18 protein-coding genes are annotated in these 20452 nt (G+C 67.6%); 9 read left to right on the top strand and 9 right to left on the bottom strand.

Annotated features, from left to right (window positions below; genetic code table 11):
• Positions 1-1446 carry an efflux transporter outer membrane subunit gene (locus tag E4L98_RS02760; RefSeq protein WP_229257208.1) on the top strand — a complete coding sequence of 482 codons (1446 nt, stop codon included), beginning with the start codon at positions 1-3 and terminating at the stop codon, positions 1444-1446.
• 14 nt (positions 1447-1460) lie between these two features.
• Positions 1461-2609 (top strand): HlyD family secretion protein, encoded by a 1149-nt coding sequence (locus tag E4L98_RS02755; RefSeq protein WP_229257206.1) that lies wholly within the window; start codon positions 1461-1463, stop codon positions 2607-2609.
• A gap of 92 nt (positions 2610-2701) precedes the next feature.
• On the opposite strand, the gene E4L98_RS02750 is transcribed toward E4L98_RS02755, so the two are convergent.
• The 3 genes from E4L98_RS02750 to E4L98_RS02740 are packed head-to-tail and all read right to left on the bottom strand — an operon-like array spanning position 2702 to position 5301.
• Positions 2702-4246 carry a hypothetical protein gene (locus tag E4L98_RS02750; protein ID WP_135200041.1) on the bottom strand — a complete coding sequence of 515 codons (1545 nt, stop codon included), beginning with the start codon at positions 4244-4246 and terminating at the stop codon, positions 2702-2704.
• Positions 4247-4295: 49 nt separating this feature from the next.
• On the bottom strand, positions 4296-4748 hold the full coding sequence (locus E4L98_RS02745; RefSeq protein ID WP_135200040.1) for a CCDC90 family protein: 453 nt from the start codon (positions 4746-4748) through the stop codon (positions 4296-4298).
• A 55-nt stretch (positions 4749-4803) separates the two neighbouring features.
• Complete coding sequence (locus E4L98_RS02740) at positions 4804-5301, bottom strand: Lrp/AsnC ligand binding domain-containing protein (protein ID WP_135200039.1); 498 nt, start codon at positions 5299-5301, stop codon at positions 4804-4806.
• 98 nt (positions 5302-5399) lie between these two features.
• Here E4L98_RS02740 and E4L98_RS02735 point away from each other — a divergent pair, with 98 nt between their 5' ends.
• The 3 genes from E4L98_RS02735 to E4L98_RS02725 all read left to right on the top strand — a co-directional run bounded on the left by E4L98_RS02735 (position 5400) and on the right by E4L98_RS02725 (position 8724).
• On the top strand, positions 5400-6683 hold the full coding sequence (locus tag E4L98_RS02735) for a D-amino acid dehydrogenase (RefSeq protein ID WP_135200038.1): 1284 nt from the start codon (positions 5400-5402) through the stop codon (positions 6681-6683).
• Between the two features lie 123 nt (positions 6684-6806).
• Positions 6807-7646 carry an HDOD domain-containing protein gene (locus E4L98_RS02730; RefSeq protein WP_135200037.1) on the top strand — a complete coding sequence of 280 codons (840 nt, stop codon included), beginning with the start codon at positions 6807-6809 and terminating at the stop codon, positions 7644-7646.
• Positions 7647-7698: 52 nt separating this feature from the next.
• Entirely contained in the window at positions 7699-8724 is a 1026-nt protein-coding gene (locus E4L98_RS02725) for a transporter (RefSeq protein ID WP_135200036.1), read from the top strand.
• Here E4L98_RS02725 and E4L98_RS02720 read toward each other — a convergent pair.
• Entirely contained in the window at positions 8672-9196 is a 525-nt protein-coding gene (locus tag E4L98_RS02720; RefSeq protein ID WP_205746648.1) for a hypothetical protein, read from the bottom strand. The two genes, E4L98_RS02725 and E4L98_RS02720, sit on opposite strands and share 53 nt — an antisense overlap.
• Before the next feature lie 101 nt (positions 9197-9297).
• Between E4L98_RS02720 and E4L98_RS02715 the strand changes: the two genes are divergently transcribed.
• The 4 genes from E4L98_RS02715 (at position 9298) to E4L98_RS02700 (ending at position 14016) form a co-directional block, all read left to right on the top strand.
• Positions 9298-10515 carry an MFS transporter gene (locus tag E4L98_RS02715; protein WP_135200035.1) on the top strand — a complete coding sequence of 406 codons (1218 nt, stop codon included), beginning with the start codon at positions 9298-9300 and terminating at the stop codon, positions 10513-10515.
• A complete protein-coding gene (locus E4L98_RS02710) occupies positions 10512-11132 on the top strand; it encodes a helix-turn-helix transcriptional regulator (RefSeq protein ID WP_135200034.1) in 621 nt (206 codons plus the stop codon). The genes E4L98_RS02715 and E4L98_RS02710 overlap by 4 nt, the downstream gene beginning before the upstream one ends.
• 89 nt (positions 11133-11221) lie before the next feature.
• Complete coding sequence (locus E4L98_RS02705; RefSeq protein ID WP_167761262.1) at positions 11222-13318, top strand: TonB-dependent siderophore receptor; 2097 nt, start codon at positions 11222-11224, stop codon at positions 13316-13318.
• A gap of 83 nt (positions 13319-13401) precedes the next feature.
• Positions 13402-14016, top strand: a complete 615-nt coding sequence (locus tag E4L98_RS02700; RefSeq protein WP_135200033.1) for a hypothetical protein — start codon at positions 13402-13404, stop codon at positions 14014-14016.
• On the opposite strand, the gene E4L98_RS02695 is transcribed toward E4L98_RS02700, so the two are convergent.
• The 5 genes from E4L98_RS02695 to E4L98_RS02675 form a co-directional block, all read right to left on the bottom strand.
• Positions 13973-16609, bottom strand: a complete 2637-nt coding sequence (locus tag E4L98_RS02695) for a bifunctional diguanylate cyclase/phosphodiesterase (RefSeq protein ID WP_135200032.1) — start codon at positions 16607-16609, stop codon at positions 13973-13975. The two genes, E4L98_RS02700 and E4L98_RS02695, sit on opposite strands and share 44 nt — an antisense overlap.
• On the bottom strand, positions 16606-17046 hold the full coding sequence (locus E4L98_RS02690) for a phosphate ABC transporter substrate-binding protein (RefSeq protein ID WP_135200031.1): 441 nt from the start codon (positions 17044-17046) through the stop codon (positions 16606-16608). The genes E4L98_RS02695 and E4L98_RS02690 overlap by 4 nt, the downstream gene beginning before the upstream one ends.
• A gap of 9 nt (positions 17047-17055) precedes the next feature.
• Complete coding sequence (locus E4L98_RS02685; RefSeq protein ID WP_135200030.1) at positions 17056-18315, bottom strand: hypothetical protein; 1260 nt, start codon at positions 18313-18315, stop codon at positions 17056-17058.
• A 366-nt stretch (positions 18316-18681) separates the two neighbouring features.
• Complete coding sequence (gene lldD, locus E4L98_RS02680) at positions 18682-19812, bottom strand: FMN-dependent L-lactate dehydrogenase LldD (protein WP_135200029.1); 1131 nt, start codon at positions 19810-19812, stop codon at positions 18682-18684.
• 27 nt (positions 19813-19839) lie between these two features.
• On the bottom strand, positions 19840-20452 hold a 613-nt coding region (locus E4L98_RS02675; RefSeq protein WP_135200028.1), incomplete at its 5' end, for a DeoR/GlpR family DNA-binding transcription regulator.

Genomic DNA, 20452 nt, shown 5'->3' with positions numbered 1-20452 from the left:
GTGAACACGACTGCATCCCCGCGGCCGGCCGCGCTGGCGCTGGCGGCGGCCCTGACGCTGGCCGGCTGCGCCACGCCGGCGCCGGACACCACCCCGCTGGCCCGGCGCGACATCGCCAGCGCCGAACTCGCGGCCGGCATCAAGCTGGCGCACGAAGGCTGGCCGCAAGCGCAATGGTGGACCATCTACCACGACGAGCAGCTGAACGGCCTGATCCGGCAGGCGCTGGCCGGCGGGCCGTCGCTGGAAGTGGCGGCCTCGCACATCGGCAGCGCGCGTTCGGCGCTGTCGCGCACCGTGGCCGACCTCGGCGTCGACGTTTCACTGTACGGCAACGCCAATCGCCAGCGCTACTCCGGCACCGGCCTGTTCCCGGCGCCGATCGGCGGCGCCTATTACAGCGAACAGACGCTACGCCTGGACCTGCACTACAACTTCGACTGGTGGGGCCGGAACCGCGCGCAGGTGGCCTCCGCCGTCGGCGAACTGAATGCCGGCCGCGCCGCCTATGCCGAGGCGGAACAGGCGCTGGCCGCGTCGATCGCGCAAAGTTATTTCCGTCTGCAGGGCGCGTGGGCGCGGCTGGCCAACACCGAACAACTGGCCGCCACGCAGACGGCGCTGGTGCGGGATCAACAAAAACGCATCGCCCAGGGCCTGGCCAGCGCCGACGAGCAGCGCGCCGCCGAGATGGACCTGAGCCTGACGCGCAAGCAGCTCATGCAGTTGAAGACCGATATCGCGCACGAGCGGGAAGCGCTGCGCGCGCTGGCCGGCGCCGACAACACCGCGCTGGCCGGCCTCAAGCCGGTCGCCCTGAACGCCGCGCCACACACCCTGCCCGCCCGTCTCGGCATGGAATTGCTGGCGCGGCGTCCCGACCTGCAGGCCGCGCGCTGGAAGCTGGAGGCTTCGCTCAGCCGGATCGACGCCGCCAGGGCCGCGTTCTATCCGGATGTGAATCTGACCGGCGCCGTCGGTCTGGACACCGTCAGGATGGAAAACCTGCTGCAGGCGGCCAGCCGCACGGTCTACCTCGGCCCCACCGTCACGCTGCCGCTGTTCGACAGCAAGCGCCTGGACGCCCAGCTGGACAGCGCCCGCACCGCGCGCAACGAACGCATCGCCGAATACAACCAGGCGGTGCTCGACGCGGTGCGCGATGTCGCCCAGGACGCCGCGCAGTTGCAGGGCATCGAACGCCAGATCGGCGAACAGGCAGCGGCGACGGCGTCCGCGCGCGCGCAGCTGGCGTCGGCGCAGGCGCGGCTGGACCATGGGCTGGCGAGCCATGCCGGCGTGCTGAATGCGCGTCTGGCGCTGCTCAGGCAGCAGGATGCCGACCTTTATCTGCAACAGGTACAGCTGCTGGCCGAAGTGGCGCTGACCAATGCGCTGGGCGGCGGCTATCACGAAGAAGCGCCGCTGGCGACGGCAATCAAATAACCAGCAACGGAACCATGATGAGCACCGAAACCACCAAACCAACCGACAACAAGCGCAAGACCGTGCTGGCGGCGATCACCCTGGCCTTCATCGCCGCCGGTATCGCCTACGCCGCCTACTATGAAATCGTGCTGTCCAAAGTACAGGAGACCGACAACGCCTACGTCGGCGGCAACCTGGTCACGCTGTCCTCGCAAGTGACCGGCAACGTCACCGAAATCCGCGCCGACGAAACCCAGATGGTGCAGGCCGGCGCGCCGCTGATCAAGCTGGATGCGGCCGACGCCGACATCGCACTGGCGCAGGCCGATGCGCGCCTGGGCGCCGCCGTGCGCCAGCAGCGCCAGCGCTACGCCGACGTCGCCCAGTACGACGCCACCGTGGCGCTGCGCAAGCTGGAACTGAAAAACGCCGAGGGCGACCTGGCGCGCCGCAAACCGCTGGCGGCCGACCACACCGTCTCGGGCGAGGAAGTCGAACACGCGCGTCAGGCGGTGGACACCGCGCGCGCCGCCATCGCGGTGGCGCAGAAGCAGGAAGCAGCGGCCCAGGCGGCGGTCGGCGGCGTCGCGCTGGCGCAGCACCCGGCGGTGCAGGCGGCCAGGGCCGACTACGTGCAGGCCTGGCTGGCGGCGCGCCGCAACACCATTGTGGCGCCGGTCTCGGGCTATGTCGCCAAGCGCAGCGTGCAGATCGGCGCGCGCGCCACGCCGGGCACGGCGCTGATGGCCATCGTGCCGCTGGAGCAGCTGTGGGTGGACGCCAACTTCAAGGAATCGGAATTGCGCGACATCCGCGTCGGCCAGCCGGCCAAGGTGGAAGCCGACATGTACGGCAGCAAGGTCGAATTCCACGGCCGGGTGGTGGGCCTGTCGGCCGGCACCGGCAGCGCCTTCTCGCTGCTGCCGGCGCAAAACGCCAGCGGCAACTGGATCAAGGTCGTGCAGCGCCTGCCGGTGCGCATCGCGCTCGACCCGCAAGAGCTGAAGCAACATCCGCTGCGCATTGGCCTGTCGACCACCGTGTCGGTCGACATCAGCAAGACCGACGGTCCGGTGCTGGGCCTGGCCATGCCGCAGAACCCGGTCTACGCCACCTCCACCCTGAGCCAGCCGCTGCAGCGAGCCGGCGCCGAAGCCGACGCCATCATCGCCCGCAACTAAACCCGGGGTCAGGTCTTTCATTGCGTCACGAGCTGTGCCGTAGCGACCGCTACGGCACAGCTCGTGACGCAATGAAAGACCTGACCCCGACGTTAACGCAGTTCGGCGTCGAGCTGGCGGATGGCGGCCTGGGCCTGGGTGATGACGCGGTCGGCGATGCGCTGGCGCATGCCGGGCACGCGAGCCGCCGCTTCGGCTTCCAGCACCACCGGCGTCAGAAACTGGATCGCGGAATCGCGGAAGTTTTGCGCCACCTGGTCCAGCTGGTCGTTGAACGATTGCTCGGCCGCCTGCAGCTGCTTGCGCAGTTCTTCTTCAAACGCCAGCCGCTTGTCGCGGATTTCGGTGCGCTTGCGCTTGCCGCCGTCGGCGAACCATTTGAATGCGCCCGCCAGCAGCACCGCTCCGCCGACGAACGGCGCCACCGGCACGATCACCGGCAGCACCGTGGCGGCACCGATCAGGTAGGCGGCGGTGCCGGTGCTGGCCGCCACCGCCGCGCCACCGACCAGCGTGACGTTGGCGGCCGTATCCAGTTTGTTGACGATGCGCGTGCCCACCCGCAGACGCGGCATCAGCCTGGCCAGCGCCGAGTGATGCTGACGCTGGAATACCGACGATTGCCCCAGCCGCATCCCCGACTGGAACAGCCGCAAGTCTTCCTGCAGCAGATGCAGCGCCTGTTCCTTGCGCCGCACGATGCGGTCCAGCCGCCGTTCCATCTCCTGCCCGAACTGGTTGCGGCCGATGCTGGCCCATACATCCTCGTCTTTCCACTTGTCGGTGTGCAGACGGTCGGTGATGGCCAGTTCGATGGCGTTGCCGGCATCGTGCACGGCGTCGTCGATTTCCTCGCCCAGCAGGCGGCGTTCGTAGGCGATACGCTGCTCGATCTGCACCAGCCGCTGCGATACCTGGTCCTTCAGGTCGTGGGCGGTGGCGGCCAGCGCGCTGGCGGCGGCCTCGGTCACGTTCAGCATGCGCGCCTGCTCCAGGTAGGCGCCGATGTCGTGCAGGATGGCGCTGGTGGTGCTGCTCACCAGTTCGCGCAGACGGGTCTGGTCGATCTCGCCGGACTGGAAGCCGCGCGCGTGTTCGATCAGCGCCGGCTGGCCGGCATTGCGGCCGAAGTCGGCCACGGCGTCGGCCAGCGAGCGGCCGCGCATCAGGCGCCGCGCGTGCTCGCCGAGGTTGGCCAGCAGGCCGCGTTCCGCGCTGTGCGGCAGGCGTTCAAGCTCATCGGGCGGCAGGCGCACGGACAACGCCCTGGCAAAGCGCTGCGCCAGCGCGCGGGCCTCGGTGCCGTGCAGCGCCAGCAGCGGCAGCACGTTGCTCAGCGCATGTTCGCGCGCGGCCTGGTCGATGCCGCCGCAGCTGCGGCTCAGCGCATTCAGCGCCCAGTCGATGTCGACCATGGATTCGATCGCGTTCAGTACCAGCGCGGTGAACACGGCGGACGATTGGCCGTCGCCGGCGATGTCGGTGACGGCGGCAAATTGCGCCAGCGTCAGATTGCCTTCCTGGCCGGCGAGCGCGCCCACGGCGCGCGCGTAGGCCGAGCTGAAGCTCTGGTCGGAGGACAGGTGCTCGTCAAGCGAGCGTATGGTCAGCTGCCTGGGCGTACCGGGTGTATCCACTTCCGCTCCACTGGTTTAATGCCATAACGACATTGTAACTGAAGCGGCACTAGTGAGGCAGGTAGCGAATCGCGGCAATCGTGCTGCCTATCTGGGCGATGAACAAGGACACCATCCATTGGATGATGTCGGCCTTCAGTTTGTGCATTTCCACGCGCAAGGCGATTTGTTCCTTAACAACCGCATCCACCCGGGCGTTAAGCGCGTCGAGATCGGCTTTGGTCGCCGCCCGGTGCGCGTCTAGATCGGCTTTGGTCGCCGCCCGGTGCGCTTCGAGGTCAGCTTTGGTCGCCGCTCGGTGCGCTTCGAAGTCGGCTTTGGTCGCCGCTCTGTGGGCTTCGAAGTCGGCTTTGGTCGCCACTCGGTGCGCATCCAGATCGGCCTTGCTGGCAGTTTGCGTCAGCACCTGATCCATCGCCAGCGCATGCGCTTCCGCCTGCTCCGGCGGCAAACCTACCGCGATCAGTCGCTTGGCGTAGCTCAGGGTGTCGATGGCGTTCATGCGCTCATTATGCGCGGCGCCGACGAAAACACAAGCCACTCACCACTGACACAACTCAACCCTGCACCACCTCGGTGGACAGGGTCAGCGTCTCCTTGATCTCCTCCATCACCACATAGCTCTTGGATTGCGCCGCCCCCGGCAAGCTGAGCAGCATCTCACCCAGCAGCTTGCGGTATTCGGCCATCTCATGGATGCGCGCCTTGATCAGGTAGTCGAAGTCGCCCGACACCAGATGGCACTCCTGCACCTCGGGAATGCGCAGCACCTCGCGCCGGAACTGCTCGAACGCCGGCCCCGATTTCTGATTCAGCGTGATCTCCACGAACACCAGCAGCTTGGCGCCCAGCGACGGCGGATCGATGCGCGCGTGGTAGCCGGTAATCACGCCATCGCGCTCCAGCCGCTTGACCCGCTCGATGGTCGGCGTGGTCGACAGCCCGACCTGCTCGCCCAGGTCCTTCATCGAGATGCGGCCATCCTCCTGCAGGATCTGCAATATCTTTCTGTCCAGTTTATCCAGTCCCCGGACCGACTCTTTCTGAATTCGCATGACAATCCACTGTTTTTATCACGATATACAGTAACAAACACTGCCGCATCAAGCATACCATAGCGGAATTAGCTGGCATTAAATAATCGGGGGGACATATGCGGGTAGTGATCTTGGGTAGCGGTGTGATCGGCGTCACCAGCGCCTACTATCTGGCCAAGGCCGGCCATGATGTCACCGTGCTCGACCGCCAGCCCGGTCCGGCGCTGGAAACCAGCTACGCCAACGCCGGCCAGATCTCGCCCGGCTACGCCTCGCCATGGGCCGCGCCCGGCATCCCGCTGAAAGCCATCAAATGGATGATGCAGCGCCATGCGCCGCTGTCGATCAGCCCGGACGGCACCCTGTTCCAGCTGCAATGGATGTGGCAGATGCTGCAGAACTGCAATGCCGAGCGCTATGCGGTCAACAAGGAACGCATGGTGCGCCTGGCCGAATACAGCCGCGATTGCTTCAAGGCGCTGCGCGCGTCCACCGGCATTGAATATGAAGGCCGCCAGCAGGGCACCACCCAGCTGTTCCGTACCCAGGAGCAGATGGACGCCGCCGCCAAGGACATCGCCGTGCTGGAGGAAACCGGCGTGCCTTACGAGTTGTTGGGCCGCGACCAGCTGGTGCGCGCCGAGCCCGGCCTGGCCCGCAACAAGCTGGTCGGCGGCCTGCGGCTGCCGAATGACGAAACCGGCGACTGCCAGCTGTTCACCACCCGTCTGACCGCGATGGCCGAGCAGTTGGGCGTCAAGTTCCGCTACAACGTCGACATCGGCGCCCTGGTCACCGAAGGCGACGCCATCAAGGGCGTCCAGTGCGGCGACGAGCTGGTCACCGGCGAATCGTATGTGGTGGCGCTGGGCGCCTACTCGACCGCCCTGCTGAAACAGCTGGTGGAGATCCCGGTTTATCCGCTCAAGGGTTATTCGATCACCGTCCCCATCGTCAACGCCGAGGCGGCGCCGGTGTCGACCATCCTGGACGAGACTTACAAGATCGCCGTCACCCGCTTCGACGACCGCATCCGCGTCGGCGGCATGGCCGAAATCGCCGGTTTCAACACCCGGCTCAATCCGCGCCGCCGCGAGACGCTGGAAATGGTGGTCAACGACCTGTTCCCGGGCGCCGGCGACACCGCCGCCGCCAGCTTCTGGACCGGTCTGCGGCCGATGACGCCGGACGGCACCCCCATCGTCGGCCGCACCGGCCTGCGCAACCTGTACATCAACACCGGCCACGGCACGCTGGGCTGGACCATGTCCTGCGGCTCGGCGCAACTGCTGTCGGACCTGATTTCGGCACGCCGTCCGGCGATCCGCGCCGACGACCTGTCGGTCAGCCGCTACCAGGCCGACCGCGGCCAGCGCCAGCCGCAGCTGGTCAACGCGTAATCAAGCAAGCGCTTTAGCCAGCCGCCGGCGGCCGCGCGCCGCCCTTGGGTCCGCCGCCGCGCGCCCGCCACACCCCCACGGATTGCGTTGAGATTGGGGCCAAGCCTGCGTATAATTTTGTTCATGAACAAACTTGAAGCATTCGGCCATATTGCGGCCCTGGCCATCCGTGGCGATCTCGTCTTCCCCACCAGCGTGAATGCGGCCTTGCGCGTGCAAATGGCGCTGGATGACCCCGACTGTCCGATCGACACCGCCATCAGCCTGGTCCTGTCCGAACCGCTGCTGGCCGCCAAGACGGTCGCCATCTCGAATTCCGCCATGTTCAACCGCAGCGGCGCGCCGGTGGTGACCAACGTGCGCGGCGCCATCATGCGCATCGGCTACCAGAACCTGTACGCGCTGGCGGCCGCCATGGTGGTGCGCCAGTTCGGCAGCAGGATTTCCGATCCCAAGCTGCGCCAGAAGGCCGAACGGCTGTGGGATCACACCATCGCCGTGGCCGCGCTGGGACGGCTGATCGCCCGCCACGTCACCGGCGTCAACGCCGACACCGCGCTGTTCGCCGGCATCGTGCACGAGGTCGGCAACTTCTACCTGCTGTCGCGCGCCGACGAATTCCCCGGCCTGCTCGAGGAAGACACGGAAAACTGGCACGCGGCCAGCGAGGAAATCATCACCCGCGAAGTGATGCGCAAGCTGTGCATCCCGGAGCCGGTGGCCGAGGCGATCGAGGGGCTGCGCGACAGCTTCATGTCGATCCCGCCCGACACCCTGCTCGACACCCTGCTGCTGGCCAACCACCTGACGCCGGTGCGCTCGCCGCTGCAGGAACCGCAGCGCGAGCTGCCGCCGCACACCGATTCCGCCATCGACCTGTTCATCGATGCCGAAAAACTGGCCAGCATGCTGGAAGAGGCCCGGCGCGACGCCGCCGACATGAGCGCCGTCCTGCTGGTCTGAGCCCGCCGCCGCCCGGCGCAGGCGGCCACGACACCATCCCTGGAGAATATGCATGCAGAGTGCGCCACCGTCCTACGGTTCCGACCAATCCGGCATGGTCTGCGGCTATCTGTTCGGCCGTGCGGCCGACGGCAAGGGGCAGCCGCTGGACAACGACGCGGTCTGCCGCTGGCTGCGGGAACGACAACAGCATCCGCGGGAATTCGTCTGGCTGCACTACAACCTGGCCAACGCCGCCACGGAAAAATGGCTGCACGAGCACACCACGCTGCCCGAGGAATTCTACGAGAGCCTGCACGAGGGACCGCGCTCGACCCGCATCGAACTGGCCGACGACACGCTGATCGCGGTGGTCAACGATGTGCTGCACGACTTCTCGTTCGAACCGTCCGACATCTCGACGCTGTGGCTGAGCGTGGACGAGCAGGTCGTCATCAGCGCCCGCCGCAAGCCGCTGCGCGCGGTGGACAGCCTGCGCAACGCGGTGCGCAGCGGCGAAGCGATCCGTTCGCCGGTGGCGCTGCTGATCCACCTGCTGCGCGACCAGGCCGACGCCCTGATCAAGATCGTGCGCGACGCCATCGCCACCGTCGACAAGATCGAGGACAATCTGCTGGCCGGCAAACTGACCACCAAGCGCGCCAGCCTGGGCGCGCAGCGGCGCGTGCTGGTGCGCTTGCAGCGCCTGCTGGCGCCGGAACCGGCAGCGCTGTTCCGTTTGCTGCAAAAGCCGCCGGCCTGGGTGGCCGGGCTGGATGTGCAGGAGTTGCGCCAATCGACCGAGGAATTCTCCATGGTGCTGGCGGACATGGCCTCGCTGCAGGAGCGGATCAAGCTGATCCAGGAAGAGATTGCCGCCCTCGCCAGCGAAGCCAACAACCACAGCCTGTTCGTGCTGACCGTGGTGACGGTGCTGGCACTGCCGATCAACATCATCGCCGGCCTGTTCGGCATGAACGTCGGCGGCATCCCGCTGGCGCAGGAAGCGCACGGCTTCTGGGTGGTGGTGGCGATCGTCGCCAGCTTCACCGTGATCGCCGGCTGGCTGGCGTTCCGCCGTCAGCGCGAGATAAGCTAGTGCCGAGCAGGCGCAGGCGATAGGCGCCGGCGGCCGCGAACAGCAGGCCCAGCACCAACGCCACCAGGTTATCGCGCTGCCAGGCGGCGCGCACCTGCGCGAAGCTGGCGACCTCCTTGCCGCCGACCGCGACGCCGTACACGGCATAAAACGGTCCCGGCGCGTAGCCGGCGGCGACTGACTGGCGGCGCAAAAAGCGCACGGCCAGCGGATACATCTCCGCATCGCGCACCACGGCACGCTGACGGTTATCGGGATCGCCCTTGGTGTAGAGCACGAAGCGCTGCTGGTCGGCCAGCGTGAAATAGATGGCCGCGCGCGTCTCCCGCTGCCATACCACGCGGCCTCTGGCGGTCTCCAGTTCCGCGGCGCGCGGCAGCCGGTATTCCAGCAGGGCGAACACCAGCACCAGGGCGATGCCGAGCAACAGAAAAAAATATGCGCCGCGCTGATCGGCAAACCACTTGAGCATATCCACCATCCGCTATCAAATCGCCATGATACATCGGCTCTGACCTCGACTTTATAAACTTTTTCGTTTACTTATTGTAGAGATCGGCTTAGAGTGGCGGCATGAAAACTCCCTTGCTGATCACCTCGGCCCTGCTGCTGGCCCTGCTTGCGACCATCGGCGCGGCGCTGCCTTATCCTATCCTTGCGCCATTGTTCGCGGCGGGCGCCAGCAATGGGCTGAATACCTTTCTGGGACTGCCGGCCAAGCTGCTGTTCGGCCTGGCCCTGACCATCAATCCGCTCGGACTGCTGATCGGCTCGGCGCTGCTGGGGCCGATGTCGGACCGCTATGGCCGCCGCCCGGTGCTGCTGGTCAGCGCGATCGGCTCGGCCATCGGCCACGCGGTCACCGCCGCGGCGCTGGTGCTGGAAAATTATCCGCTGTTTATCATCGCCCGCTTGGGCACCGGCCTGCTGGAAGGCAGCGGCTCGGTGGCGCGCGCGCTGCTGGCCGACCGTCTCGACGGCGAGCTGCGCCGCAAGGCCCTGTCCTGGCTGAACGGGGCATTTTATATGGGCTGGCTGGCCGGGCCGCTGCTGGCCGGGGCCACGCTGCAATTCGGCATCACGACACCGTTCTGGGTCGCCGTCGCCGCCCTGCTGCTGGTGGCCGGGCTGGTGGCCGCGACGCTGCCGCCGGAAGCCCCAAGGGACGTCAGCGCGTCCTGGTGGCAGGTGGCGCGCGACCGCCATGCGCTGAACCTGCTGCGCGATCCGGATCTGCGCAGTCTGTTCATCGTCACGCTGGCCTACACCAGCGGCGTGACGGCGTTCTACGAATTTTATCCGCTGTGGCTGGTGGAAGTGCCCGGCTACGGCCCGCAAGGTATCGCCTGGACCACCGCCGCGATGTGCGCGGTGATGACCGCCACCACGGTGGCCGCCGGCCGGCCGTTCAACGGCGAGCCGCTGCTGCACGCGCGCCGCTACGCGATGGTGGTCGCCGCCCTGATCGCCACGCTGGCCGCCGGCAACGCCGCCGTCGGGCTGGCCTGCATCGTGCTGTACGGCATCCCGCACGCCTGCTACAACGCCATCGTGCCGAATTACTGCGCCGAACGCTTCGGCGGCGTCCACGGCCAGGGCGCGGTGATGGGGTTGATCTCGACCACCTTCTGCCTGGCGAATATCCTGATGGCGCTGGCCGGCGCGGTGCTGACGCTGATCGATACGCGACTGATCCTGCTGCTGGGTGCGGGACTGACGGCGTGGTCGTCCTGGCGCATGCAGGGGCTGCAACGCAGCATGGCCGCGCGGGTGGAACGGGTGCTGCCATGAATACCGCCGAGCAGACGCTGTTCCTGCTCAAGACCCGCGGCCCGCAGACCGCGCAGCAGTTGGCCGCGCTGTTGCATCTGACGTCGATGGGCGCGCGCAAACAGCTGGAGGCGTGGCAGCACAAGGGCATGGTCGCGTACGAGGACGTGGCCGACAAGCCCGGCCGGCCGGCGCGCCGCTGGCTGCTGACGGAGGCCGGCCACGCGCGCTTCCCCGACCGCCATGCCGAGCTCACCGTGCAGCTGATCGAGCAGGTACGCAGCCTGTTCGGCGAGACCGGCCTGGAAAAGCTGATCGGCGCGCGCGAGCAAGCCAGCGAACGCGACTACCGTCAGCACCTGGCCGGCGCCCGCTCGCTGCCCGAACGCGTGCAGGCGCTGGTACGGGCGCGCAGCACCGAAGGCTATATGGCCGAGGTGCAAACGCAGGACGACGGCAGCCTGCTGCTGATCGAGAACCACTGCCCGATCTGCGCCGCCGCCCGGCAGTGCCAGAAGTTTTGCCGCTCCGAACTCGATCTCTTTCAGCGTGTGCTGGGGCCTGACTGCACGGTGGGCCGTGTCGAGCACATGCTGGGCGGCGCGCGCCGTTGCGTGTATGTCATCAAGCCACTATAATAGGAATGATTCTTATTCCCATCTAATTACCTAGCCAGGTCGCGGACTCCCAGCCAGAGGTGATGCTCACACTCGAGGAGTCTTACCGCATGCCCCGTCACCTGCCCTTGCGCCCGCTGTTGCTGGCGCTGTCGACGCTTTACGCCGGCCTGGCCCATGCCGCCGATGAACCGGACACCCCGCTGCAAACCGTCACCGTGACCGGCACGGCCGACAGCGACAGCTACACCGCCCGCAGCACCCGCTCCGCCGCCAAGCTCGACCTGTCGCTGCGCGAAACGCCGCAGTCGGTATCGGTGGTGACGCGCGCGCTGATGGATGACTTCAAGCTCGACAACGTCAACCAGGTGCTGAGCACCACCACCGGCGTCACCGTCGAGAAGGTGGAGACCAGCCGCACCTACTACACCGCGCGCGGTTTCGATATCGTCAACTTTCAGTACGACGGCGTCGGCATGCCGGTGGTGTTCGGCAATGTCCAGGGCGACCTCGATACCGCGCTGTACGAGCGCATCGACGTGGTGCGCGGCGCCAACGGTCTGATGGCGTCGACCGGCAATCCGTCGGCCACCGTCAACTTCATCCGCAAGCGCCCGAGCGCCTCGCCCCAGGCCAGCGCCGCCGTCACGCTCGGCGCGTGGCACCAGCGCCGCGCCGAGGGCGACCTCAGCGGCAAGCTGAACGACAGCGGCACGGTCACCGGCCGCGCGGTGCTGGCGCGCCAGGAAAGCGACTCCTACCTGGACCGCTATGCGCCGAAAAAGACCGTGGCCTATGCCGTGGTCGAAGCGCACCTGACGCCGGACACCGTGGCCACCCTGGGCCACAGCTACGAGACCAACCGCAGCAAGGGCCCGATGTGGGGCGCGCTGCCGCTCTACTACACCGACGGCACGCCGACCGATTATCCGGTCGCGACCAGCACCTCGGCCGACTGGTCGCGCTGGGACACCACCAACCACACCACGTTCGCGGAGCTCAGCCACCACTTCGACCTGGGCTGGAGCGCCAAGGCCACCGTCAGCCACATCACCGACAAGTCCGATTCCGACCTGCTGTACGTCTACGGCACGCCAGTCAAGGGCGTGGGCGGCGGCCTGTATGCCTACCCGTCGCAGTACGCCTCCAGCCAGCGCCAGAATCTGGCCGACCTGTCGGTGGACGGCAAATTCACGCTGGGCGGCCGCCAGCACGACCTGAGCTTCGGCTACGGCTGGTCGCAATCGACACTGCAGGACGTCTCGCGCTACGGTCAGGGCATCGGCACCGGGATGCCGGGCCAGACCGCCTTCGACGGCAGCTATCCCAAGCCGAGCTTCGACGCGTCCACCGACGGCAGTGCGTATGAAGACCGCCGCGGCACGGCATTCCTGGCCGCCCGCTTCAACCTGGCCGACGACTGGAAACTGTTGACGGGCCTGAACCGCACGCGCGCGCGCAGCAGCGGCCAGTCCTACGGCACCAGCAAGTACAAGTCGGCCAGCAAGACCACGCCCTACCTCGGCCTGGTGTACGACATCAACCGTACGCTGTCGGCCTACGCCAGCCATACCGCCATCTTCAATCCGCAAAGCGAAACCGACGCCAGCGGCGTGCCGCTCGATCCGGTGGAAGGCAAGACGTCCGAGGCCGGCCTGAAGGCGGCGCTGTTCGACGCCAAACTGAATGTCTCCGGCGCGGTGTTCAAGACCAGGCAAAACAACAGCGCCGAGCAGGCCGGCATGGTGGGCGCCAAGGCTTACTACCGTGGCGTCAACGCCGCCTCGGAAGGCTACGAATTCGAGGCGTCCGGCGCGCTGGCGAAAGGCTGGGAAGCCAGCGCCGGCCTTACCCGCCTCACCGCGCTGAAGGGCGACCAGGGCCAGGCGGTGCGCACCTATGTGCCGCGCACCACGCTGCGCCTCAACACCACCTGGCGCCTGCCGCAACTGCCGGCGCTTAAAGTGGGCGGCACGCTGGCCTGGCAGAACGCGGTCTCGATCGATCAGGAGCCGGGCATCCGCACCACCCAGGCCGCCTATGCCACGCTGGGCCTGATGGCGCGCTACGAGATCGACAGGCATTGGTCGCTGTCGGCCAACCTGAACAATGTCACCGACAAAAAATACCTGACCAGCCTTTACTGGACCCAGAGTCTGTACGCGGCGCCGCGCAATGGCAGCGTCACGCTGGCCTGGACCTATTAAAATCGGCAACTGTTACATTTTGATATTTTCCGCAGCGGTGAATTCGGCACAATACGGCTGATCCACTCACCGGAGAAATCAACTTGGCGAAATACTTCACTCCCCTGGCCGGCGCAGCCTTGCTGCTGGCCAGCGGCGCGGCATCGGCACAGCTGGGCAATGGCGGCGGCACCTACGCCGGCATCGACAAGGTCAACACCAATCCGCCGGCCATCGTCGCCGGCTACATCGAAACCCAGCTGGAAGTGCTGAACGCCGACAGCAAGCTGCTGGCCGCGTTCGGCCTCGGCGACCAGGCGCTGAAGGCCGGCGCCGAAGCCGGTGCGCTGACGCCCGGCGCCACCCGCGCCCAGATCGAGAGCGCGCTGAAGGTGCAGGCCGACAGCGGCCAGGCATTGCAGGACAAGCTGGCGGCCAAGGCGCCGCTGAACGGCCAGGCGGCGGTGGAATTCAGCAGCGCCATCGGCGACCTGTCGCGCGGCCTGATCAACGAGGCCGGCATGGCGCGCGATCTGGTGGAAGTGCGCAAGACGCTGACCACCAACGGCGGCGCCGCCGCCTCGGTGATCTATCTGAGCAAGGCGCTGCCCGGCGCCGCGCGCGATCTGGGCAAGACGCTGCAGGCGGCAGTCGATTACGCCAGGGCCAACAACATCACGCTGCCACCGGTAGCCAGCGAGGCGCTGAGTCAGCAGTGACTGTGAGCAGGGCCGCCAGCTGCTCGGGCGGCAGCGGACGGCTGTACAGATAGCCCTGCATCTCGTCGCAGCCGTTCTCGCGCAGGAAGCTGCGCTGATCCTCGGTCTCCACGCCTTCCGCGATCACGCGCAGCTTGAGGCGGTGCGCCAGGCCGATGATGGAGCTGGCGATCGCCTCGTCGCCGCTGCTGCGGCCCAGGTCGCGCACAAAGGATTTGTCGATCTTCAGCGTCGAGATCGGGAACGACTTCAGCGCCGACAGGCTCGAATAGCCGGTGCCGAAATCGTCGATCGACAGATAGGCGCCCATGGCGCGGATCTCCGCCATCTTCGCCACCGCCTGCTGCAGGTCGCGCATGATCACGCTTTCCGTCACTTCCAGTTCCAGCCATTCCGGCGCCAGGCCGGTGTCGGCCAGCACGCGCCGCACGCGGCCGACCAGCTGCGCCTCCTCGAACTGGCGCGGCGACACGTTCACCGACACCCGCAGCGGCGGCAGGCCGGCGCGCTGCCAGGCACGGTTCTGGGCGCAGGCGCTGCGCAGTATCCACTCGCCCAGCGCGACGATCATGCCGCTTTCCTCGGCCAGCGGAATGAAGCGGTCCGGCCCGATCACGCCATGCTCGGGATGGTCCCAGCGCACCAGCGCCTCGGCGCCGGTGACCTGGCCGGTGCGCAGGTCGACCTTGGGCTGGTACATCAGGCGGAACTGGCCGTTGTCCAGCGCATGGCGCAGGCCTTCCAGCAGCACCAGCTTTTCCTCGATGCTGGCGTTCATCTCGCGCGTGTAGAACTGGCAGTTGTTCTTGCCCATTTCCTTGGCGCGGTACATGGCGGCGTCGGCGTGCATCAGCAGGGTTTCGGCGTCGGCGCCGTCGTTGGGGTAGACCGCCACGCCGATGCTGCAGCTGACCCGCACCTCCTGGCCGGACACGCACACCGACTGCAGCACCGCCTCGCGCACGCGCTCCAGCACCGGCGCGGCGTCGATGCCGGAACCGGGTTCGGTCAGCAGCAGCACGAATTCGTCGCCGCCGAAACGACCGACGGTGTCGCTGGCGCGCAGGCAGCCGGACATGCGCTCGGCCACCACCTTCAGCAGCTCGTCGCCGGCGTTGTGGCCGAGGCCGTCGTTGACCAGCTTGAAACCGTCCAGGTCGATGAACGCCACCAGCACCGCGCCGCCGTTGCGCTGGGCCTGGGCGATGGTCAGCTCGAGGCGGTCGGCGATCAGGCTGCGGTTCGGCAGGCCGGTCAGGGTGTCGTGGTGGGCCAGGTGCAGCATGCGTTCCTCGGCCAGCTTGCGCTCGGTGATGTCGCGCACGATGGCGACGATGCCGCCCTGCACCGCCACCACCTGCTGGTGCAGCCAGCGCACGCGCGTCGGCGACAACTGGTTCTGCCATTCCTGTTCGTGCACGCCGCCGACGCGCATCACGTCGATCAGGTGCGGCAGCATGCCGTTGCTGCGGGTGTCGGGGATCAGCTGGCACAGCGTCATGCTGCACAGCTGCACCTTGCTCAGACCGGCCATCTGCTCGGCGCGCACGTTGGCGTCGACGATCATGAAGTCGACGATTTCGCCGCCGGCGTCGCGCACTTCGCGCATCACCAGGAAGGCGTCCAGGCTGGCGGCCGAGGCGGCGGCGTAGGTTTCCTGCGCGCGGCGCATGTGCGCGCGGGTGCGCGCGCCGTGCCAGGACCACAGCCACAGCAGGCCGGTGATCACCAGCAGCGCGCTGCTGAGGATCGCCGCCTCCCACAGTTTTTCGTGGCGGCGGCGCTCGAAGCCGGCCATCAGTTCGCCCTCGTCCAGCCCCACCAGCACATTCAGCGCCACCCCGTGCAGTTCGCGCACGCCGCTGTATTTGCCGGCCAGCTGGCCGTCGCGCGGCGGCAGGCGCTGGCCGAACGACATCCGGTCGCCGCTGCGCAGCGCGCGCACCACGCCGTCCGCGCCGACCAGTCCCAGCATGCCGCGCTCGCCCAGGCGGCTGCGCTCGTAACTGCTGGTGAAATAGGCCGGGTCGGTTTCGACGATGACGATGCCGGCGAAATTGCCGTTGGCGTCGTCCAGCCGGCGCGTGAAGTGCAAATGCCATTCGCGGTTGGCGGCGTCGCGCAGCGGCGGACTGACATAGGTGGCGCCGGTGTCGCGCTCCTGGTGGAATTTGAAATAGCCCTGGTCGGCCACGGAAATCGCCAGCGCGCGCGGGTTGCTGGCCACCGTCACGCCGTTGCGGTCGACGATGCTGACCACGAACACCACGCCCGGCGGCAGCAGGCCCTCGCGGCCCAGCTCCGGCAAGGCGCCCAGCGCGCCCTTGCGCTCGACCGCGTACTTGACCATGCGCAGGGTCTGGTCGATGCCGTCCAGGCTGCGCGCCACCTGGGCTTCGTAGGTGCCCAGCATCTCGTGCAGCGAATCGAAGGCGGCGCCCTGCGCGTGCTCGCGCTCGGCGTCGATTTCGTGGAAGGTCACCAGCCACAACGCCACCAGCAGCAGCAGCGCGAACAGCGGCAGCGACACGTAGGTGTCCAGGCCGCGCCGCAGCCAGCGCGTGCGCCGGGTTTCCCGCGCCCGCGCGCTCATGGCGTCACCTGCACCACTTTGACGCTGGGATCCAGCGCCGCGCGGTCGATGTAGCCGATCACGGCCGGATTCTCGGCCACCAGCCGGCGCACGGCCGCGCTGTTGGCCGCCTCGCGCGGCGGCTGGCCGCGGCCGGTGAATACCATCTTGGTCCAGTAGGCTTTCATCAGCGCCGGGCTGCGCGCGGCGACCTTGCTGTAAAACTCGTCGCGCAGCGGCGTGCCGACCGGCAGATCGACCGGCACCGCCTCGTCGCCGCCCGGATAGCGGCCGGTCTGCGCCAGGAAGATGGCGGCCACCTGCTCCGCCTTCAGCGTGGCGACCGGGCTCTTGGCCGACACCACGATCACGAAATCGGCGGCCGTGGCCAGCCCGCCCACCAGCAGGCCAGCCCACAGGCAACTCAATACACCACAGCGCAGGAGGAATCTCGTCATGGCCGCTCCTCAGAAGACGAAGTCCAGCGCCGCGCTGAGCACCGTGATCGGCCGGCCGCTACGGAAGCCCGGCTGCACATTGATGAAGGTGCCGGCCGAACCCTGCTGCGGCGTGACGCGCTCCACCTGCAGCTTGAGCGCGTGGTTGGCGTAGAAGTCCCAGCGCACGCCGGCGCCGACCGTGCGCTGGCGCGGAATCTCCATCAGCATCTGGTTCAGTCCCGCGTTCAGCTGGGCGCCCGCCGCCGCCATCGGCGCCGGCAGGCCGCTCAGGTCCAGGCCATCGACGCGGGTGGCCATGTTGGCGTGCGCGTGCGACAGCGCCACGTAGGGGGTGAAGTCACGGTAGCGGTATCCCGCGCTGACATAAGCGGAGGTGGTGTCGCCCAGCGACGAGTGGCTGTTGAAGCGGCTGATTTCGCCCATCGCGAACCATGCGCCCGGGTCGTAGCTGAGGCCCAGCGTGCCGACCTGGGCGCGCTTGTCCTCCAGCTGGTAGCGCTGCGCCAGCGCCCGGCCCTGGGCGCCGAACTGGCGCAGGCCGTCGAACAGCTCGCGCCCGAGACCGACGCTGAGGTCCGAGGCCATCACCGAGGCGCGCACCGTCAGCGCGCCCGAGGTGGTGGTGTTGGACAGGCCGATGATGCCGCGCGCCTGTGCGCGCGCGGTCGGCGTCAGCGGCAGATCGGCATAACCATAGAACGCCTGGGTGACGTGGTGCAGGTCGCCGCTCTGCCAGCGGTAGGTGGCATCGACGCCGTCGCTGTTGGTGATCGGGATGGCGCCGTACAGCTCCACCGGCGGCCGCACCCACGGCAGCGCGTAGCCGGCCTTGCGGTAGTCGCCGACCAGGAACAGCGGCAGCGCGATGCGGCCGACGCGCAGGCTCAGGTCCGGCGTCAGCTTGTACTGCACGTTGGCCCATTCGACCACCGGGTGGTAGCCATAGCGCAGCGTGCTCTCGTACACCAGTTGCAGCACCGCCGACCACTTGCTGTCCAGGTCCAGGCCCAGCTGCACGCCGGCGCGGCTGTCCACCGAGTGGCTCCAGTCGCGGCCATGGCCGGCATTGCCGGGCGTGAGCGGGTTGGCGGTGAAGTCGGACTGGTCGTCGCTGCTGTGCACCACCCCCAGCGTGCCGAAGCCGCCGACGCTCCAGCGCGGCGTGGCGCCGGCGTCGTCCGCGGGCTCGCCTGCCCGGGCCACGCAGCAGCTCAGCATCATCAGGGTCGCCACGGCGGCGCGCTTGGGTAAGAAAACGGCGGTCATTAAAAATCCTGTCTACGGCGATCGGCACACCCCTGCCCGGCAACTGCGCGCGCACGCGCGCGCCGCCACACGCGCGGCGGCGCAAAAAGGGACAAGGCGGGAAAAATCTGCAACGCCAGATCGGCCTGAACAGGCTGCAGCTGACGCGGGGGCACAAGGCTGGGGTGCCGTTCCGGGTGCTCACCCGGACAGATCAAACTCTATACTTCTCGAAAGAAACTGTCGATACTTTAGGGAAATATACCAAAAATTCTCTCCAAAAACCACGGATTTGTATGATTTTCGGATAATAATTGTGACGAAAAATTACTGAAATATTGTCGTCCGGTTCAGTTTGATGTTGTGTCCATCCTGCGCTGGCGCGGCTCAGACCAGCAGATGCGGCCCGATCTCGCCGACCGATTTCACCCCGGTCAGCACCATGTTGGTCCGCAGATCCTTCTCCAGAATGGCCAGCAGCTGTTCCACCCCGGCCTGGCCGTGCACCGCCAGCGCATAGATGAAGGCGCGGCCCAGCAGCACGCCGTCGGCGCCCAGCGCCAGCATGCGGAACACGTCGGTGCCGGTGCGCACGCCGCCGTCGGCGAAGATGGTCATCCTGCCTTTCACCGCGTCGGCGATGGCCGGCAGCGCGCGGGCGCTGGACAGCGCGCCGTCCAGCTGGCGGCCGCCGTGATTGGACACCACGATGCCGTCGGCGCCGAACGACAGCGCGGCGCGCGCGTCGTCCGCTTCCAGGATACCCTTGATGATCATCGGCCCCTGCCACTCGTCGCGTATCCATTGCAGGTCGTTCCAGCCGATGCCGGGGTCGAAGTTGGACGCCAGCCAGCCGATGTAGTCGGTCAGGCCGGTGGCGGCGCCGCGGTAGGCGGAGATATTGCCCAGGTCATGCGGGCGGCCGAACAGGCCGACGTCCCAGGCCCAGGCCGGACGCGTCATGGCCTGCAGCACGCGCCGCAGCGGGCCGTTCGGACCGCTCATGCCGGAGTGGGCGTCGCGGTAGCGCGCGCCCGGCACCGGCATGTCGACCGTGAACACCAGCGTGGTGGCGCCCAGCGCCCTGGCCCGCTGCAGCACGTCGCGCATGAAGGCGCGGTCCTTCAGCACGTACAGCTGAAACCAGATCGGCTGCTCGACCGCCTGCGCAACTTCCGCCAGCGGGCACACCGACACCGTCGACTGGATGAAGGGAATGCCGCGCCCGGTGGCCGCGCGGGCGGCCTGCACCTCGCCGCGGCGCGCGTACATGCCGGTCAGGCCGACCGGCGCCAGCGCCACCGGCAGGCCATAGCGGCGGCCGAACCATTCGGTGCCCAGGTCCAGCTGTTCGGAGCCGCGCAGCACGCGCTGGCGCAGATTCACCTGCTGCAGATCGTCGACATTGTTGCGCAGGGTCTGTTCGGCGCCGGCGCCGCCATCGAGATAATGGAACAGGAACGGCGGCAGCTTGCGCCGCGCCGCTTCGCGAAAATCAGTAGCCGATGAAATGATCATGTTGTCTCCGCTCGTGGGTTTTAAATATTATGCGATCAGCAGCCGGACGCCGGCCTGGTCGAGGTGGCGCGCCATGGCCGCCGGGATGCCCCGGTCGGTGATCACCGTGTCCACCTGATCGAGATCGCAGACGATGGTGCCCGATGAGGCATTGAACTTGGAGCTGTCCACCAGCAGGATCACCTGCTCGGCGCGTTCGATCAGGCGGCGCTCTGCGGCCACCAGCACGTCGTCGGCCTGCATCACCCCGTGCGGCCCCACCGAGGCCGCACCCATGAACAGCTTGGGCGCGTGGAAGCGCGGCATCGACGCTTCGTCGGGCGGCGCCAGGATGATGTTCTGCTCGCGGTACACGGTCCCCGATGGCACCAGAATGCGCGTGCCGGCCTGCGGCAGCAGCGCGCCGACGATGTGCAGCGAGTTGGTCAGCACCTGCAGTTCGAGTCCGGCCAGGTGGCGGCACATTTGCAGCGTGGTGGAGCCGCCGTCGATCATGACGCCCTCGCCGGCCACGCACATCCCGGCGGCGGCCAGGCCGATCGCTTCCTTCTGGCGCAGGTGCCGGGTGATCGATTGCGCGAACGGCGTGCCTTGCAACTGCGGGGCCGCCGCCGCCGCGGGCGGCGCCGGCGTCGCGCCG

The sequence above is a fragment of the Duganella callida genome (assembly GCF_004614165.1).
Classification (GTDB): Bacteria; Pseudomonadota; Gammaproteobacteria; order Burkholderiales; family Burkholderiaceae_D; genus Rugamonas; species Rugamonas callida.
Note: the sequence above shows the minus strand (reverse complement) of the source record. Positions and strands in the feature narration are given on the sequence as shown.

What these genes read in the sequence shown, in the direction of transcription:
- E4L98_RS02755 (WP_229257206.1), top strand. Translation starts at nt 1,461, where the DNA reads ATGATGAGCACCGAAACCACCAAACCAACCGACAACAAGCGCAAGACC.
- E4L98_RS02745 (WP_135200040.1), bottom strand. Translation starts at nt 4,748, where the DNA reads ATGAACGCCATCGACACCCTGAGCTACGCCAAGCGACTGATCGCGGTA.
- E4L98_RS02740 (WP_135200039.1), bottom strand. Translation starts at nt 5,301, where the DNA reads ATGCGAATTCAGAAAGAGTCGGTCCGGGGACTGGATAAACTGGACAGA.
- E4L98_RS02735 (WP_135200038.1), top strand. Translation starts at nt 5,400, where the DNA reads ATGCGGGTAGTGATCTTGGGTAGCGGTGTGATCGGCGTCACCAGCGCC.
- E4L98_RS02730 (WP_135200037.1), top strand. Translation starts at nt 6,807, where the DNA reads ATGAACAAACTTGAAGCATTCGGCCATATTGCGGCCCTGGCCATCCGT.
- E4L98_RS02725 (WP_135200036.1), top strand. Translation starts at nt 7,699, where the DNA reads ATGCAGAGTGCGCCACCGTCCTACGGTTCCGACCAATCCGGCATGGTC.
- E4L98_RS02720 (WP_205746648.1), bottom strand. Translation starts at nt 9,196, where the DNA reads ATGCTCAAGTGGTTTGCCGATCAGCGCGGCGCATATTTTTTTCTGTTG.
- E4L98_RS02715 (WP_135200035.1), top strand. Translation starts at nt 9,298, where the DNA reads ATGAAAACTCCCTTGCTGATCACCTCGGCCCTGCTGCTGGCCCTGCTT.
- E4L98_RS02710 (WP_135200034.1), top strand. Translation starts at nt 10,512, where the DNA reads ATGAATACCGCCGAGCAGACGCTGTTCCTGCTCAAGACCCGCGGCCCG.
- E4L98_RS02705 (WP_167761262.1), top strand. Translation starts at nt 11,222, where the DNA reads ATGCCCCGTCACCTGCCCTTGCGCCCGCTGTTGCTGGCGCTGTCGACG.
- E4L98_RS02695 (WP_135200032.1), bottom strand. Translation starts at nt 16,609, where the DNA reads ATGAGCGCGCGGGCGCGGGAAACCCGGCGCACGCGCTGGCTGCGGCGC.
- E4L98_RS02690 (WP_135200031.1), bottom strand. Translation starts at nt 17,046, where the DNA reads ATGACGAGATTCCTCCTGCGCTGTGGTGTATTGAGTTGCCTGTGGGCT.
- E4L98_RS02685 (WP_135200030.1), bottom strand. Translation starts at nt 18,315, where the DNA reads ATGACCGCCGTTTTCTTACCCAAGCGCGCCGCCGTGGCGACCCTGATG.
- lldD (WP_135200029.1), bottom strand. Translation starts at nt 19,812, where the DNA reads ATGATCATTTCATCGGCTACTGATTTTCGCGAAGCGGCGCGGCGCAAG.